The sequence below is a fragment of the Promicromonospora sp. Marseille-Q5078 genome (assembly GCF_050315395.1).
Classification (GTDB): domain Bacteria; phylum Actinomycetota; class Actinomycetes; order Actinomycetales; family Cellulomonadaceae; genus Isoptericola.
Genome location: NZ_JBNPQG010000001.1, coordinates 2,708,398 through 2,724,290 on the forward strand (window position 1 = coordinate 2,708,398; position 15,893 = coordinate 2,724,290).

Consider the following 15,893-nt stretch of genomic DNA (forward strand, 5'->3'; position numbering starts at 1 on the left):
CAGGTGGTGGGGCGGCCGACGTCGTCAGCGAGCCGTGCTCGCCACCCGCGCGGACCACGGGTCGGTGCCGATCGTGCTCACCCTGGTGGTCACCGTACCCTCTGGCAGGCCCGCGAGAAGATCCTCGGCCGCGTACCGCAGCCACGGCCACTCGCTCGCGAAGTGGGCCACGTCCACGAGGAACGGCGTCGCCCCCGCGGCGCCCCCGTCGCGGGCCTCGAAGGCTGCCCGCTCGCGCAGCTCCGAGGCCGGGTGGTGGCGCAGGTCGGCCGTCACGTACACGTCGACGGCGGCGGCACGGACGGCGTCGAACAGCGAGTCCCCGGACCCGCCGACCACCGCCGCGGTCGCGACCTGGGCGGCCGGGTCGCCCGCCACCCGCACGCCCTGGGCCGTGGCCGGCAGCACTGCGGCGACGCGCTCGGCGAACTCGCCCAGCGTCGTGGGCTCGGCGAGCCGGCCGACGCGACCGATCCCGCGCTCGACGTCGTCGGCGTCTCCGTCGCGCGCCACCAGGGGCCGGCGGTCGGTGATGCCGACCAGGTCGGCGAGCGCGTCCGCGACCCCGCGCGGCGCGGCGTCGGCGTTGGTGTGCGCGACGTACAGGCCGCAGCCGGCCCGCAGCAGCCGGTGCACGACGTCCCCCTTGAACGTCGTGGCCGCGACCGAGTGCACCGGCCGCAGGAACAGCGGATGGTGCGTGACGAGCAGGTCCGCGCCCCACGCGATCGCCTCGTCGACCACGTCGGACACGGGGTCGACGGCGAGCAGGACCTTGCGGACCGGCGCGGCCGGGTCGCCCACGACCAGGCCGACGGCGTCCCAGCCCTCCGCCGTCGACGGCGGGTACAGGCCGTCGAGGACGGCGACGACGTCGCGCAGGGTGGGGTCGCTCGTGCTCGTGGTCATGGCGCGACCCTAGCCGCCGGCCGTCACCCGGCGTCGGGCGTCGGGCGTCGGGCGTCGGGCGTCATCTGACGTCGCTTGGTGTCACTTCGCGTCGGCGTACGAGTCCACGGTCGCGACGGTGAGCGGGAAGTCGACGGGGAAGTCGCCGAACAGGAGCCGGCCGGCCTCCTCGGCCGCGGCGCGCACCTCGGCGGCGACGGCGTCCGCGAGCTCGCGCGGGGCGTGCACCACGACCTCGTCGTGCAGGAAGAACGCGAGGTGCGGGCGGTCGGCGAACGGGGCGGGCGCGAGGCCGGGCCGCGCGCCCGTCGTCCCGAGCGCCCAGAGCCGGCGACGGATCGACGCCAGCCAGCACAGCGCCCACTCGGCCGCCGTGCCCTGCACCACGAAGTTGCGGGTGAACCGTCCCCACGACCGGGTGGCGGACCGGGCGCGGGCCGCCGCGTCCGCGCCGGCGTCGTCCGCGAACGCGCCCGCCTGCGCCTCGTCCCATGCGGAGCCGGGCGCCGGGGACGACCGGCCGAGCCACGTCGTCACGACGCCGCCGCGCTCCCCGGTCCGCGCCGCCTCCTCGACGAGCGCGATCGCCCGCGGGTACTCCCGGCCGAGCCGCGGCAGCACCTGCGCGCTGGCACCCGTCGTGCCGCCGTACATCGCGCCGAGCATGCCGACCTTCGCCAGCTCGCGGGTCGGCACCGCGCCCGACGCGACGATGCCGGCGTACAGGTCGCCGGCACGGCCCGCGCCGGCCATCGCCTCGTCGGCAGCCATCCCCGCGAGCACGCGGGGCTCGAGCTGCGCGACGTCCGCGACCACCAGGCACCAGCCCGGGTCGGCCACCACGGCGCGTCGCACCCCCTTGGGCAGCTGCAGCGCGCCGCCGCCCGTCGACGCCCAGCGGCCCGTCACCACGCCGCCCACCACGTACTCGGTGCGGAACCGGCCGTCCGTCACCCACTCGTCGAGCCAGTGCCAGCCGTTGGCGGTGAGCAGCCGGTACAGGTTCTTGTACTCCAGCAGCGGCGCGACCACCGGGTGGTCGAGCGTCGACAGCTCCCACTTGCGCAGGCTGCGTGCCCCCACCCCGGCGTACTGCATCGCCTTGAGCAGGTCGGGGTGCGAGTCCGGGTTGAGCGACGGCGGCGCGTCGATCGCCGCGCGGACCTGCCGCGCGAGCTCCTCCAGCCGGGCCGGCCGCTGCCCCTCGGGCGGTCGCGGCCCCAGCGCCTCGGTGAGGATCGCGTCGTGCACGTCGGCCCGCCACGGCAGGCCGGCGTGGTGCATCTCGGCGGCCACCAGGGCGCCCGCCGACTCCCCCGCCGCGAGCAGACGCAGCCGCCCGGGCGCCGCCGAGCCCTGGACCGCCTCCTCCTGCCGCCGCAGCTCCGGCTCCGGGTCGGTCCCCTCGGCGCCCTGGGCGCCCTGGGAGTCCCGGGCGCCGACCGGGGAGGACTGCGCGGGCAGGGCCAGGTCGAAGAGGGCGTCGCCCTGCGGCGGGCGGCGCGCTCCCCCGGCCGGTGCCGCGCCGGCGGGCGCGGGGACCATCGCGTCCCACGGGCCGGTCGGCGCGCCCGCGAGCGCCGAGCCCGACGCGGGCGCGGAGTGCCGCAGGATCCGGTGCACGAGCCGCAGGTCGTGCGACCGCTCCACCCGGACCCCCGCGCGCAGCAGGCCGAGGTACCAACGGTTCGTGTCGTCCCACGTCCAGCGCAGGACGGGGGCGTCGCCGTCCCGCGCTGCGGCCTCGGCCGCCGCCACGAGGGCGGGCAGGTCGGCGGGCGGGATCTCGGCGTCGGTCGTGCCCTGCGGCGCGCCGCGGTGCACACGGACCGTGCCACGGGGATCTCGGGTCAGGACGACGTGCACGTCGTCATCCTGCCGTGCCCCACCGACGGGCCCGTCACGGGGCGTCACGCCGCGGGTTCGGCGCGCGACGACGACCTTGATGTGGTGCGCTGTCCCGGGGTCGCCGCCCGACGACCTCGAAGCGCAGTCGCCCGAGCGCAAGGAGGACCGATGTCCACCACGTCACCCGCAGCCCCGTCCGTCGAGACCGTCGACGTCGACGTCGTCGTCATCGGCACCGGGCCGGGAGGCGAGGACGCGACCGGCCGGCTCGCCCGCGCCGGGCTGGACGTCGTGGCCGTCGAGGCGCGCCTGGTGGGCGGCGAGTGCCCCTACTTCGGCTGCATCCCCACGAAGATGATGGTGCGCGCGTCCGACGCCCTCGCCGAGGCCCGCCGGGCGGGCACGCTCGCGGGTCAGGTCGACGTCACGCCGGACTGGGCCCCGGTCGCGCGGCGCGTGCGCGACGAGGCCACCACCGACTGGGACGACACGGCGGCCGTCGAGCGGCTGGAGAAGGCCGGCGCCCGCGTGGTGCGCGGCCGCGGCCGGCTCGTCGCCCCGGGCGAGGTGGCCGTGGCCACCGCGGACGGCGAGCTCCGGTTCCGCGCGACGCGCGGGGTGCTGCTCAACCCGGGCACCGAGCCGGCGGTGCCGCCGGTGGACGGCCTGGCCGACACCCCGTACTGGACCAACCGCGACGCCGTGCGCGCCACCGAGGCACCGGCGTCGCTCACGGTGCTCGGCGGCGGCGCGATCGGCTGCGAGCTGGCGCAGGTGTTCGCCCGGTTCGGCACCGCCGTCGAGGTGGTGGAGGCGGGCCCGCGACTGCTCGCCCTGGACGAGCCGGAGGCGAGCGAGCTCCTCTCGGCCCGGTTCGCCGCCGAGGGGATCGGGGTGCGGACGGACGCGCGCGTGTCGCGCGTGACCCACGACGGCGCGGGCTTCACCCTCACGCTCGACGACGGCACCGCCCTCGTCTCCGAGCAGCTGCTGGTGGCGGCGGGCCGCCGGACCGACCTGAAGGCGCTCGGCGTCGCGACCGTCGGCATCGACGACACGGGGCGCACGATCGCCGTCGACGACCGGCTGCGCGCCGCCGACGGCGTCTGGGTGATCGGGGACGTCACCGGGCACGGCGCGTTCACGCACGTCTCGATGTACCAGGCGCGCATCGCGGCCGCGGACGTCCTCGCCGCCGACGGCGGTGACGAGCGGGCCGACTACGGCGCCGTCCCCCATGTGACGTTCACCGACCCGGAGATCGGCGGCGTCGGGCTCACCGAGGCCGCGGCCCGCGACGCCGGCCTGTCGGTGCGCACGGGGCTCACCGACCTGGCGGCGTCGTCGCGCGGGTTCGTGCACGGGCCGGGCAACGAGGGCCTCGTGAAGCTGGTCGAGGACGCGGACGCGGGCGTGCTCGTGGGCGCGACGGCGGCCGGCCCCGCCGGCGGCGAGATCCTCGCCGTCCTCACCCTCGCGGTACAGGCGCGCGTGTCCGTCGCAGAGCTGCGGCGCATGATCTACGCGTACCCCACGTTCCACCGCGCGATCGAGAGCGCGCTGGCCGACCTCGCCGACGCCTGACCTCGTCGACGACCGAATCCGCCGGGCGTTGTCGGTGCCCGGCCCTAGCGTCGCGGCGTGACGACCCCCGACCACCGCACCACCGACCGCCTCGACCTCGCGCCCGTCGCGCCGGAGGACCTCGACCTGCTGCACGAGCTGCACGCCGACCCGCGCGTGTGGGAGCACTTCCCGAGCGGGCGGCACACCAGCCGCGAGCAGACGGCCCGGCAGGTCGAGACCTTCGCCGCCGACTGGGACCGCGACGGGATCGGCTACTGGACGGCGCGTCGGCGCGACGACGGCGCGTTCGTCGGGATCGGGGGCGTGCGGCTGCGCCCGGCGGGGGTGCTCAACCTCTACTACCGCCTGTCCCCCGACCAGCAGGGCGCCGGGTTCGCGGCGGAGCTCTCCCGCGCGGCCCTCGCCCTCGCGGCGGAGCGCCGCGCCGACGTCCCCGTCACCGCGTTCCTGCTGGAGCACAACGTCGCGTCGCGCGCGACGGCCGAGCGCACCGGCCTGCGGCTCGTGTGGCGCGGGCCGGACGCCGGGAACCCCGACCCCGCCGCGGTGCGCCTCGTCTTCGCCGACCGGGACCTGGGCACGGAGACGCTCGCCGCCCTCGTCGACGGCTGAGGCCCGATGACCTCGAGATCGACCGAGCCCCGAGCGGCGTCGTGCGGCGCGTTCCCCCACCGCATATCCTGTGGTCGCCCATGACTGAAATGACCGAGATTGCCGTGCCGACCACACCGCCCCGGGCGGACACCGCCCTCGACGCCCCGCTCCTGCAGCGGGCGACGGCATGACCTCGAAGGAGCCGGCCGCGCAGTCGGCCGGCGGGCACGTGGTGCTCGGCGGGAAGTACGCCCTCGGCGACATCCTCGGCACCGGGGGCACGTACACCGTCTACGAGGCCTCGCGCGTGGACGCGGACGACGCCGAGCCCGGCGGCGGCGCCACCGGGACCGAGGCCGAGCCTCTCCTGGTCAAGGTCCTCCATCCGCACCTCGTCGACGACGCGACGACGCGTGCCGCCCTGGCCCGCGAGATCGCGGCGTCGGACCAGGTGGACCACCCCGGCGTGGTGAAGGTCCTCGACACCGGTGAGGACCAGATCGCCGGCGCGAACGTCCCCTGGATCCTCACCCGCCGGCTTCCCGGCGTCCCCCTCTCCGAGCTGACGGCCGTGGACGGCCTGCCCTGGCGCGAGGCGCTGACGCTGGTGGGCGGGCTGCTGGACGCGCTCGCCGCCGTGCACGACGCCGGCCTGGTGCACCGCGACGTCGGCCCGCGCAACGTCGTGGTCGACCGGCACGACGACGGCACCATGGTCGTCGGGCTGCTCGACCTCGGTCTCGCCGCCCCCGGGGGCGGCGACGGCGACGGGGAGCTCGTCGCCGGCTCGGCGGTGTGCATGTCGCCCGAGCAGGCCCAGGGCCGGCCGCTGGACGCGCGCAGCGACCTGTACGCGGTCGGGGCCCTGACGTACCTCGCCCTGACCGGGCACGCGCCGTACGAGCGAGGCCTGCCCGCCGACGTCCTGCGCGCCCACGTCGAGGCGCCCGTCCCGGCGCCGTCGGCACGACGCGCCACGGTCCCGGCGTCCGTCGACCGCTTCGTCGTGCGGGCGATGGCCAAGAACCCGGCCCGCCGGTTCGCGTCGGCCGGCGCGATGGCCGCGGCCGTGGCGACGCTGCTCGGCACCGGGGCGCCCACGGCCGTGCCCGGCGACCAGGGTCCCGAGGCGCCGGGCCCCGACCAGACGATGACGCTCGGCCAGATCGCCGCCGAGGACCCCCACCGCACGGCCGTCGTCGGGGCCGCCGCTGCGGCTGCGGCAGCAGCGGCGGCGGCCGAGACCGAGGCCGAGCTGCAGCGCACCCGACAGCTCGGCGCCGTCGGCACCCCGCCGCCACCGCCGCCGCCCGAGGGCGCCCCCGAACCCTCCGAACCGTCGGCGGAGGAGCCGCCCGTGCCGGTGCTGCCCGGCCAGTCGCGCTGGCGCGCCTTCTTCAGCAGCCCGACCCGGGTGACCGTCCTGGTGCTCACCCTGGTCCTGGCGGCCGCCGCCGTCGGCGCCGTCGCCTTCTGGCCCTTCGGCGGCCCTCAGGACCGCGGGCCGGTCGCGCCCGTCACGCAGAGCCCGTCGCCGTCCCCCAGCCCGACGCCGACCCGAGCGACGACCGCGCCGCCCACGCCACCCACGACCGAGCCGACGTCCCGGCCCACGCGGACGTCGACGCCCACGCCCACTTCGACCCCCACGCCGACGCCGACGCCGACGCCCAGCTCGACGCCGACCCCCACGTCGACGCCCACACCCACCTCGACGCCGACACCCACGTCCACGCCGACACCCACCGACGAGCCGACCACGCCGGAACCCGACCCGACCCCCACCGACGACCCGACCACGCCGGAACCCGACCCGACGGACGAACCGACCGCGCCGGCCGAGCCCACGCCCACGGGCGAGGCGGCCGGGGACGACCCAGGCACCACGCCCTGAGGACATGCCTCGAGCACGCGGAGCACCGCGCGCGACCCGCGCCGTCGCCCCGCGCTCGCTCACTCGCGACGGACCTGCGCCGCGTCCTTGTCCCCGCGCCACCCGCGCCGCCGGGCTGCCGCAGGCAGCCGGTCGCCGGTCCACTCGGCGAACTCGACCTCTCCGACGAGCCGCGGCGTCTCAGCCGGTCATGGAGCCGTCGTCGCCCGCCCCGGCGCCCCGGACGCCGCCGTCGGTCCGCCGGCCCTGACGTGGCCACGCCCGGCCCCGGCGAGCGGGTCGGCGCGACGACGGACGCGGCTCAGGACGTCGTCGAGGTCGAGCTGTCGCAGGTGCGGCGACCCGAGCTCGCGCCAGGTCCTGGGGACCGCGACCCAGGGCCGGGACCGGCCGCGCAGCGAGTACGGCGCGACCGTCGTCTTGCTGCCGTTGTTCTGCGACCAGTCGACGAGCACCTTCCCGCTCCGCAACGTCTTCTTCATGTCGCTCACCACGAGGTCGGCGTGGTCGGCCTCGAGCGCGCGGGCCAGCTCGTGCGCGACGTCGGTGGCCTCCGCCGCCGACGTCCGCCCGTCCAGCCGGGCGTAGAGGTGGATCCCCTTGCTCCCGCTCGTGACCGGCACGGGCTCGAGGCCCATGTCCCGCAGGATCTCGCGCGCGCGCCAGGCGACCTCGACGCACTCCGGGAGTCCCGCTCCCTCGCCGGGATCGAGGTCCAGCACCAGGCGGTCGGGGTGGCGGGGCGTCCCGTCCTTGCCCGTCGGCCGGCCGAACCGCCACTGCGGCACGTGGATCTCCAGCGCGGCCATCTGCGCGAGCCAGACGAGGGTCGCCGCGTCCTGCACCAGCGGGTACGTCGAGGTGCCGGTGCGGTGCTCGAGGCTGCGCCGCACCACCCAGTCGGGCGTCCCGCGGCCGAGGTCCTTGTGGAAGAACGGGTCCGCACCCACCCCGTCCGGCCAGCGCTTGCGGGTCGCCGGGCGGTCCTTCACGTGCGGCAGCATCGTGTCGGCCACCGCCGCGTAGTACTCGACGACGTCGCGCTTGGTCGTCCCCGTCTCCGGGTACATGACCTTGGACAGGTGCGTCAGGCGCACGCCGTGCTTCCCGACCCGCACGACCTGAGTGTCCTCGTCGCCGTCCGTGAGCATCGCTCTTCCTCCCGGGTGGACCCTCAGAAGACGGGCTTGCCGCCCGTGACACCGAGCACGGTCCCCGAGACATAGCTCGCGTCCCGCGGCGAGGCGAGGAAGACGAACGCCGGCGCGACCTCGGCGGGCTGGCCGGCGCGGCCCAACGGCGTGTCCTGGCCGAACTTCTCCAGCTTCTCGTCCGGCTGTGTGGCGGGCTGCAGCGGTGTCCAGATCGGCCCGGGCGCCACGGCATTCACGCGGATGCCCCGCGGGCCGAGCTCGGCCGCGAGGTTCACCGTGAGGTTGTTGATCGCCGCCTTGGTCGACGCGTAGTCGAGCAGCGACGTGGACGGCTGGTACGCCTGGATCGACGAGTTGTTGACGATGCTCGACCCCGCACCCAGGTGCTTCAGCGCCGCCTGCGTGATCCACACCAGCGCGTACAGGTTGGTCTTCAGCACCCGGTCGAGCTCGTCGGTCGTGACGTCCTCGACCGACTCGCGCCGGGCCATCTGGAAGCCGGCGTTGTTGACCAGGACGTCGAGGCCGCCGAGCCCCTCGACCGCCCGGTCCGGGAGCGCCCGGGCCGTCCCCTCGTGCGTGATGTCACCCGGCACCAGCACCGCCGTGCGGCCGGCGTCGCGCACCCACCGCGCGGTCTCCTGCGCGTCGTCCTCCTCGACAGGCAGGTATCCGATCGCGACGTCCGCGCCCTCGCGCGCGAACGCGATCGCCGCCGCCCGGCCGATCCCGGAGTCGCCCCCGGTGATCAGCGCCCGCAGTCCGGACAGGCGCCCGGAGCCCCGGTAGCTCTGCTCGCCGTGGTCCGGCAGCGGTGTCATGGCGCCGGTGAGTCCCGGCGGCTCCTGCTGCTGGGCGGGGAACGACTGCTGGTCGTCGGACATGTGTCCCTCCTCGGTCGTGGCCTTCGATATGGGGCGGATCCATGCGGTGGATGCGTGCGGACGCTCCGTGCCGCCGGTCCGTGCGGCCGGCGGTCACGCGGCGCGGCGGCGGGCGAGCTGCGCCTCGTGCACGTGCGGGCGCTTGCTGGGCCGGACGGCGGCGATCGCGTCGCCCAGCGCCTCCCGTGCCCGGCGGCCGAAGCCGCCGCCCGCCGCGAGCCGGTCCATGACCTGCGTGGCCGCGTCCCGCAGCCCGGTGCCCGACGCCCCCGCCGCCTCCGTGAGCATCGCCTCGGCGTCGTCCTCGTCCACCCCGTGCACGGCCATGAGCACCCCCTTGGCCCGCTCGATCGCGGCGGCCGAGACGAAGGCGTTGTCGAGCGCGCGCCGCACGTCACGCTGCACGGCCTCGCGCTGCACCGGCGTGACGTCGACGACGTAGCCGGCCACCTCGGGCGCACCGCCGTCGTGGCCCCGGCGCGTCTGCGCGGTGAACAGCAGGGTCCGGGTGCGGCCGTGGGCGTCGACGACGCGGCGAGCGCTCGTGACGGGCCCGCCCACCGCCAGGGCGCGGGCGGCGTCGTGCACCACGTGCTCGCGCTCGTCGGGGTGCAGCCGCGCCTCCAGGGACTCGGCCCCGGGCTCGACCGCGCCGGGCTCATGGCCGAGCATCGCGTCGACCTCGTCGGACCACCACCACCGGCCGGTCTGCGTCTCGACCCGGTAGCGGCCGGTCAGCAGGTGCGTCCCGACGGCCAGGGCCGCCGTGAGTCGGTCGGTGTCGGCGGGAGTCGTGGACATGGTGACCTCCAGGGGTACGGAGAGTCGGTGCCGCTTCCTGACGCCGGCTCCCACGCTAGCCGGGCCCTCCGGCGAAGGCCACCGCGGCCGTCCCGAGGAGGCACCCGTGCCCGCCGCCCTGCCCGACCGTCACCGGCCTCGCCGACTACCGCGCGCTCAGCGTGCCCGCCCGGCGCGTGGCCGCGGTCCACGCCACGTGCACCGGCCTCAGCACGCTCGTCGCCCTGGCGTCGTGGCGCGCGCGGCACGCCGGCCGCGACGGCCTCGGCGCCCTGCTCGGCCTGGCCGGGATGGCGGTGGCCGGCGGCGGCGCCTTCCTGGGCGGACACGTCGCGCAGACGATGCGCGAGCCGCGCGACGTCCCGACGGCGGGGTGATCGCGCGCCGTCGGGCAGGTCGAGGTGCGTGCAAGACCGTGGTGCAGTGTCCTGAACCCAGGGGGCACGTCGTGATCGGTCGGAACGGTGGAGTTTTCGCCGCTCCTGGCGCGTGCGCCTCCGACCCGGCGTCCTGATCGGCCGGGGCGGCGACCGAGAAGGCTGTCCCCGGGTCGACCGCCCGCCGAGTGAGGAGCATCCGATGACGAGGTCCAATCCGGTGGCATGGCTGGGGCGCCAGGCACGACGAGGTCTCACCGACCTCCCCCGCAACCTCCTGTGGGTGCTCGACGAGGCCGTGAAGAGCCCGGCCGCGTCCGCCGGCCACACCGTGCAGTCCGCGGGCCAGAAGGCCGCCGACAGCATGCAGGCAGTGGGCCAGAAGGCCGCCGACAGCGTGCAGTCCACGGGCCAGAAGGCCGCCGCGACCCTCTCGGACGTGAACCCGTTCACCCACAGTGGCGGTGGTGGTCGGTCGGACCGGGTGGACGCTGCGATGGAGCGGGCCCACGAGCTCGAGACGCGCGCCCACGACGAGGCCGTGCAGGCGAAGGAGCGCGCCGACGCCCTGAAGGAGGTCGAGGCGGAGGGCGACCGGCAGGTCGCGGCGGCGCGCAAGGAGGGCGACCGCGAGACCGCGAGGGTGGTCGACGAGGCGCAGCGCGAGGCCGACGCCTACGTCGCCGCCAAGCGCACCCGGGCGGAGGAGATCGCTGCCACGAAGGTGGCCGAGACCGAGGCCGAGGCGGGCAGGCGCCGGGAGCAGGCGCAGGTCCAGGCGGACAAGGCTCGGGCCCAGGCCGAGCAGGCGGTGGAGCGGGCCCGCCAGCAGATGCAGCAGGCCCGCGAGCTGGCCGAGGAGGCGGCCGACGAGGCACGCAAGGCGGCCGACGAGGCACGCGCCCGGGCCGAGCGCCTGGCCGGCGAGGCGGAGGCGGAGGCCGACGAGGCGCGGCGGAGGGCCGACCGGGCCGACGGGCGACAGGAGGCGGTGGCCTCGGAAGGCCGCCGCCTCGGCACCGACGCCGACATCGACCCGCTGGACCTCGACGACCTGACCAAGGGCCGGCTGATCGCGCTGGGCACGGAGATGGGCCTCGACCTCAAGGGGTCCATGCGCAAGCAGGAACTGGTGTCGGCGATCCGCAAGCACGCGACCGGGCACGGGCAGAAAGCGAGAGCGTCATGATCAGGCTGTTCCGCAAGAAGACGTTCCTCGAGCGGGTCGTGGATGCGGTGGGCCGCAAGCGGCCGCGCGTCAGCGGCACCGCGACGCGGTCCGGCCTGATCGCCCTCGGGTCGGCGGCCGGGCTCACGGCCGCGAGCGCGGCCGTCTCGGCGATCCGGGACCGACGGAGCCAGGAGGGCGACGATGATCGGTCGTAAGACCGTCGGCCGCGCGATCTTCTTCGGCCTGGGGTACGTGGCCGGCACCCGGGCCGGCCGGGAGAGGTACGCCCAGATCGAGACCGGCATCAAGGCGATCCTCTCGAGGCTCCGCGACGGCGACGCCACGTCGTCGGCCTCGACCGGTTCGTCCTCGACGGACGAGGACGACCCGTACGGGGACATCAGGCTGGGCGACTAGCCGGGCGACCATGATCATCGAGATCCGCCTCCTGGCGCGCCTGGTCCGCATCCCTCTGCTGAGGGTGGAGGGAGCGGTGGCCATCCGGGACGACGACGTCTCCACCGGGTCCGGCGACAGCGGACCGGCCGGCCACCGCACGATCGTCCTCGGCGCGGGCGCCGACTCCCGGGCCGGCCGTGCGCCCGCCGTCCGAGCCGCCGACGCCTCACCGCCGACGGCCTATGGCCGGGACCTCGCCGCGGCCGAGACCATCCTGGCCTCGCTGCGCGCACCGGACGGCGGGCGCAGCGGGTAGCCCAGAGGAAGGAGTCAGGTGGCGAGCGAGCCGCGGACGACCGAGTCGCCGGAGTGTGCGGGGTCGCCGTCGACGGGCTCCTCGGAGACGTCGACGACGGGGTAGTCGGCGAGGTCGAGGCCCTCGGGCACGTCGAACCGCCCCTCGTCACCCTCGAGGACCCCGAGGCTGACGAGGCCGCTCACGTCGGGCGTGAGCAGCCACACCTCGCGGTAGGTGCCCTCGGGTGCGGGCGCGTCGAGGGTGACGACGACCTGCCGCCGCCCGCCCGGCTCCTCCTCGACGACCGCCTCCCCCGACGAGCCCTGCCAGTCGGGCAGCGGGGCCAGGGCGGCCGTCGCGATCGTGGTCTCCGCAGGTTCGGTGGTGCGCCGCTCCCAGAGCACGCCGCCGACGGCGCCGAGGACCAGCGCCGTGGACGCGGCCACGAGCACCGGCCACCAGGCACGCGCCCCCCGCCGCGACGAGAGCTCGTCCTCGGGCACGTCCGTGAGGGCGAGTTCCGCGCGTACGCGCGACCAGACGTCCGGCGCCGGTGGCACCAGCTCGGGCTCGGCGCCGTCCGGCCGGGCGACGTCCACCACCCGGGCGAACTCCTGGACCGCCTGCGCGCACGGGGCGCAGCCGTCGAGGTGGACGCGCTGCTCGGGCTCGAGCACGTCCTCGCCGAGCGCGTAGAGCGCGAGCGTCTCGTCATCGATGTGGGGCACCGTCCACCTCCAATCGGTCGCGGAGCCTGAGGAGGCCCCGTCGTACGTGGCTCTTGACGGTACCGAGCGGGAGGCCGAGCTCCTGCGCGATCTGCACGTGCGTGAGGTCCCTGAAGAAGGCCAGGCGCAGGATCGTGCGCGCCGGGTCTCCGAGCCGTCGGAGCTCGTCGTCGATCAGGATCCGGTCCGCGACGCGGTCGACGGAGGACTCGGGGCCGGGAGCCGGGGATGCCGCGCTGCGGGCGGCGGCGTCCTGCGCCCGGCGGACGCGGGAGCGGGCCTCGTGCGCGTCGGCGACCGTGTGGCGGGTGATCCCGACCAGCCAGGCCGGCAGGCGGGCGCGTTCGGGGTCGAACCTCCCGCGGCCCCGCCACGCGGCGACGAACACCTGCTGGGTCACGTCCTCGGCGTCGGTGCGCGAGCCGAGCGATCGCAGGGCCATGGTGTGGACCAGCGCGGACCAGTGCCGGTAGGCCTCCGCGAGGGCGGACTCGTCCCCCTCGGCGAAACGTTGCCCGAGGCGCCGCACGGCGAGGTCGGCGTCGTCGGGCGCGGCGTCGTCGGCGTTCAGAGCACGTCCTCGGGCTCGGGCGGTGCCCCGGAACGGGCCACCGCGGTCGGACACCGCCGATCGTAGGGGCGCAAGCCGCACCCGACCAGTGGTGCCGGGTGGCTGCGCCGGCGTCGTCATCCCGCCGGGGTCGCCGTCACCACGACGTTGTCCGAGTACGAGCGGGCGGCAGCGTCCCAGGTGCCGCCGCACGTGACCAGGACCAGCCGGGCGGGCCCCGACCGGTCGAACAGGTCGTCGACGGACAGGTCCGGCTTCGGCTCCGACCGCACCTGGGTCACTGTGTAGCTGTAGGTGCGGCCGTCCGACGTGCGGACGTGCACCGACGCCCCTGCCTCCGCCCTCGTGAGCCTGGCGAACGGGCCGACGCTGTCCTCGTCGTCCACGTGCGCGGCGACGACGGTCGCGCCTCGGGGGCTGGCCGGCCCCGCGCCGAACCGGTACCAGGCCGCCTCGTCCGCCGACCCGGGAAGGGCCATGCGGCCCCGGTCGTCCACGCCGGCGGCCGCGACGGGAACGTCGATGCCGAGGGCAGGGACCACGACCCGCTCAGGCCCCGGGGGCGTCGCAGGGGCCGCGTCCGTCGCCGGCCGCACCGGCGCCTCGGGCCTGCCGGCGGAGGGCGGTTCCTCCGCGACCTCACGCCCGCTGCCGACGTCCGCGCGACCGGTCGTCCCGGACGCGCCCGCGCACCCGGTCAGCAGGAGCGCGAGCAGGAGCGCCACGCCGCGGGCGGGGCCTGGGCCGGCCGCCCGCGACGCAGTGCCGAGGTGGTGCGACGTCATCGACGACGCCCGGTGTCTGCGACGGGCTGCGCGTGACGGTGTGCGTGCTCCCGCAGCGCCTTGACGAGCATCACGGTCGAGACCAGGACGAGGAGCCCCACGAAGGCACCTCCCGCGAGCAGCGCGATCGCGCTGAACGACGTGCTCGGGGCCTCGAAGTCGGCCGCGAGTCCGGACGTCCCGGCGGGCACGCCCCCGGGAGAGGAGTGCAGTCCGTCGATCGTCTGCGTGGCGAGCGCCAGCGTGTCGTCCTCCAGGCTGCCCCACGCGTACGCGATCGTGCTGACGCCGTCAGCGACCTCCACGTCCGTCGGGCCGAGCAGGGGGTCGGTGGTACCTGCCGCCGCCACGGATGCGGAGACCGTGCCCGCGGGCAGGTCCAGGACCTCCTCGTCGGGGTTCTCCAGGCCGCTGATGACGGCCTCGCCCCCGGCGAGCACGTCCACGGCCGGGGCCGCGGCCACGTGCCGCACGGTCAGGCGTCCCTCACCGGCGCCGGTCGCGGAGATGTCGTTGGTGAAGAGGGTGGCGGTCGGCTGCCCGTCGGCGTCCAGGTGCGCGACGGCCGTGTAGTTGCCGCCCGCCTCGAGGTCCAGGTCGATCGGTCCGATCACCGGGTCTCCCGTGTCCTCGGCGTCCGGTGCCGTGACGGCGACCGAGTAGGTGCCGGCGGGCAGGTCCAGCGGACCGGCCATGTCGCCGGGCTCGAAGTCGTCGACGGTGAGCTCGTCGTCCACCCAGACGTCGACCGGGGTGTCCGGCACGCCGTGCATGACCGACAGGATCGCGCCGTCGTCGGTGTCGGCCGCCGCGGGAGCTGCCAGGCCGACCGCGGCCAGTCCCAGAGCGGCGAAGGTCGTGGCTCCCACAAGAGTGACGCTGCGTCGAGCGGTGCGTTCCATGATGCCCTCCAGTTCGTGGACCTCCGGCTGCCCGGACGTCCGGTGCTGATACCCCTCCTTCCCTTCGCCACGCGATCTCGGATGCACTGGTCACGTACCTCGTGAGCCGGACGTCACAGGCGTACCGTGAAGTCGTGCGGTGGCCCTGCGGCTGCCCTCACCGAGTGACCGCGATGGATCGCCACCGGGGAGGCTCGCAAGTGGCGTCGGTCGCCACGGGACGGGGACCATGGCCATCTCCGGTTATCTGCACGAGTACGCGACGAGAGCCGCCGGAGTGCTGGGTGACGACGTCGAGGCCAGCATCACGCTGCGTCAGCACGGCATCACCCTGCGAGGCGGGAGCAGCGCACCGGATGCAGGGCGCTGCGACCAGGCCGAGGCGATGGCCGACGACGGCCCCTGCGTCGAGGCCATGGCGACCGCCACGATCCTGCCGGTCCCGTCCGTCGGGTCCGATCATCGGTGGCAGGCGTGGCAGCGGCAGACGGTCCGCGAGGGCTTCGTCAAGGCGCTGGCGCTCCCGGCCGTGGTCGCGCCCGGGATCGTCGTCGCGCTGAACCTCTATTCGCGGACACCGGCCGCGTGGGACGAGAGGGTGGTGCGCTCGGCCGACTCCTATGCACACCTCATCGCGTCAGGCGTCCGGCTGCAGCTGGAGCTCGCGGACCTGGAGGACGCCGCCGGAGCCTTCTTCCGCACGATGTCCGAGACGATGACGGTCGAACGAGCCGTGGGCGCGATCATCCAGATGAACGACTGCTCGGAGCCGCAGGCCCGGGAGATGCTGGCCTCGGCCGCCGCGGAACGGGAGGTCGACGAGCGGGAGATCGCGGAGACCATCCTGAGGTCGCTCGTGGTCGGAGGACGCGGTGGCATCGTCGACGACAGCGCCGCAGGTCCATGAGGCGCTCGCCCCGCGGCCGTCGGGCGACGGTCGGCGGCCGGGACGACACGATGCCGAACGTCAGGACGGTCGTCGTGACGCGAG

Annotated in this window: 17 protein-coding genes and 1 pseudogene; 9 read left to right on the forward strand and 9 right to left on the reverse strand. The window is 75.9% G+C overall.

Annotation, left to right across the window (positions count from 1 at the left end; genetic code table 11):
- Positions 1–24: 24 nt before the first annotated feature.
- Both ACQFYA_RS12630 and ACQFYA_RS12635 read right to left on the reverse strand, forming a co-directional pair.
- Positions 25–909: a Nif3-like dinuclear metal center hexameric protein gene (locus tag ACQFYA_RS12630; protein WP_499124632.1), complete on the reverse strand. Its 885-nt coding sequence runs from the start codon at positions 907–909 to the stop codon at positions 25–27.
- An 81-nt stretch (positions 910–990) separates the two neighbouring features.
- Positions 991–2,775 (reverse strand): bifunctional 3'-5' exonuclease/DNA polymerase, encoded by a 1,785-nt coding sequence (locus ACQFYA_RS12635; RefSeq protein WP_499124634.1) that lies wholly within the window; start codon positions 2,773–2,775, stop codon positions 991–993.
- A gap of 150 nt (positions 2,776–2,925) precedes the next feature.
- Here ACQFYA_RS12635 and ACQFYA_RS12640 point away from each other — a divergent pair, with 150 nt between their 5' ends.
- The 3 genes from ACQFYA_RS12640 (at position 2,926) to ACQFYA_RS12650 (ending at position 6,832) form a co-directional block, all read left to right on the forward strand.
- Positions 2,926–4,341 carry a dihydrolipoyl dehydrogenase family protein gene (locus tag ACQFYA_RS12640; RefSeq protein WP_499124636.1) on the forward strand — a complete coding sequence of 472 codons (1,416 nt, stop codon included), beginning with the start codon at positions 2,926–2,928 and terminating at the stop codon, positions 4,339–4,341.
- Positions 4,342–4,398: 57 nt separating this feature from the next.
- Positions 4,399–4,956 carry a GNAT family N-acetyltransferase gene (locus ACQFYA_RS12645; protein ID WP_499124639.1) on the forward strand — a complete coding sequence of 186 codons (558 nt, stop codon included), beginning with the start codon at positions 4,399–4,401 and terminating at the stop codon, positions 4,954–4,956.
- A gap of 169 nt (positions 4,957–5,125) precedes the next feature.
- Positions 5,126–6,832, forward strand: a complete 1,707-nt coding sequence (locus ACQFYA_RS12650) for a serine/threonine-protein kinase (protein WP_499124641.1) — start codon at positions 5,126–5,128, stop codon at positions 6,830–6,832.
- Between the two features lie 230 nt (positions 6,833–7,062).
- Here the strand turns inward: ACQFYA_RS12650 and ligD are convergent.
- The 3 genes and pseudogenes from ligD to ACQFYA_RS12665 form a co-directional block, all read right to left on the reverse strand.
- Positions 7,063–7,983 (reverse strand): annotated as a pseudogene (gene ligD, locus ACQFYA_RS12655) (non-homologous end-joining DNA ligase); the annotation flags it as partial.
- Positions 7,984–8,006: 23 nt separating this feature from the next.
- Positions 8,007–8,870: an SDR family oxidoreductase gene (locus ACQFYA_RS12660; RefSeq protein WP_499124644.1), complete on the reverse strand. Its 864-nt coding sequence runs from the start codon at positions 8,868–8,870 to the stop codon at positions 8,007–8,009.
- A 93-nt stretch (positions 8,871–8,963) separates the two neighbouring features.
- Entirely contained in the window at positions 8,964–9,671 is a 708-nt protein-coding gene (locus ACQFYA_RS12665; RefSeq protein WP_499124646.1) for a PAS and ANTAR domain-containing protein, read from the reverse strand.
- A gap of 176 nt (positions 9,672–9,847) precedes the next feature.
- Between ACQFYA_RS12665 and ACQFYA_RS12670 the strand changes: the two genes are divergently transcribed.
- The 5 genes from ACQFYA_RS12670 (at position 9,848) to ACQFYA_RS12690 (ending at position 11,934) form a co-directional block, all read left to right on the forward strand.
- Positions 9,848–10,048 carry a hypothetical protein gene (locus ACQFYA_RS12670; protein WP_499124648.1) on the forward strand — a complete coding sequence of 67 codons (201 nt, stop codon included), beginning with the start codon at positions 9,848–9,850 and terminating at the stop codon, positions 10,046–10,048.
- 202 nt (positions 10,049–10,250) lie between these two features.
- Positions 10,251–11,237, forward strand: coding sequence for a hypothetical protein (locus ACQFYA_RS12675; RefSeq protein ID WP_499124650.1), 987 nt, complete (start codon positions 10,251–10,253; stop codon positions 11,235–11,237).
- Complete coding sequence (locus ACQFYA_RS12680; RefSeq protein ID WP_499124652.1) at positions 11,234–11,434, forward strand: hypothetical protein; 201 nt, start codon at positions 11,234–11,236, stop codon at positions 11,432–11,434. Before ACQFYA_RS12675 ends, ACQFYA_RS12680 begins: the two co-directional genes overlap by 4 nt.
- On the forward strand, positions 11,421–11,636 hold the full coding sequence (locus ACQFYA_RS12685; protein WP_499124653.1) for a hypothetical protein: 216 nt from the start codon (positions 11,421–11,423) through the stop codon (positions 11,634–11,636). The genes ACQFYA_RS12680 and ACQFYA_RS12685 overlap by 14 nt, the downstream gene beginning before the upstream one ends.
- Before the next feature lie 10 nt (positions 11,637–11,646).
- Positions 11,647–11,934, forward strand: a complete 288-nt coding sequence (locus ACQFYA_RS12690; protein WP_499124656.1) for a hypothetical protein — start codon at positions 11,647–11,649, stop codon at positions 11,932–11,934.
- Between the two features lie 14 nt (positions 11,935–11,948).
- Here the strand turns inward: ACQFYA_RS12690 and ACQFYA_RS12695 are convergent, their stop codons facing one another.
- The 4 genes from ACQFYA_RS12695 to ACQFYA_RS12710 form a co-directional block, all read right to left on the reverse strand.
- Positions 11,949–12,644 carry an anti-sigma factor gene (locus ACQFYA_RS12695; RefSeq protein ID WP_499124659.1) on the reverse strand — a complete coding sequence of 232 codons (696 nt, stop codon included), beginning with the start codon at positions 12,642–12,644 and terminating at the stop codon, positions 11,949–11,951.
- Entirely contained in the window at positions 12,628–13,269 is a 642-nt protein-coding gene (locus ACQFYA_RS12700) for an RNA polymerase sigma factor (protein WP_499124662.1), read from the reverse strand. Before ACQFYA_RS12700 ends, ACQFYA_RS12695 begins: the two co-directional genes overlap by 17 nt.
- A 62-nt stretch (positions 13,270–13,331) precedes the next feature.
- The gene (locus tag ACQFYA_RS12705) at positions 13,332–14,000 is read right to left on the reverse strand and encodes a class F sortase (RefSeq protein ID WP_499124665.1); all 669 of its coding nucleotides are present in this window, start codon (positions 13,998–14,000) and stop codon (positions 13,332–13,334) included.
- Positions 13,997–14,902, reverse strand: a complete 906-nt coding sequence (locus ACQFYA_RS12710) for a DUF4397 domain-containing protein (protein WP_499124669.1) — start codon at positions 14,900–14,902, stop codon at positions 13,997–13,999. The genes ACQFYA_RS12705 and ACQFYA_RS12710 overlap by 4 nt, the downstream gene beginning before the upstream one ends.
- Before the next feature lie 139 nt (positions 14,903–15,041).
- On the opposite strand from ACQFYA_RS12710, the gene ACQFYA_RS12715 reads away from it, so the two are divergent.
- The gene (locus tag ACQFYA_RS12715; protein WP_499124671.1) at positions 15,042–15,809 is read left to right on the forward strand and encodes an ANTAR domain-containing protein; all 768 of its coding nucleotides are present in this window, start codon (positions 15,042–15,044) and stop codon (positions 15,807–15,809) included.
- The last annotated feature ends 84 nt before the right edge of the window (positions 15,810–15,893 follow it).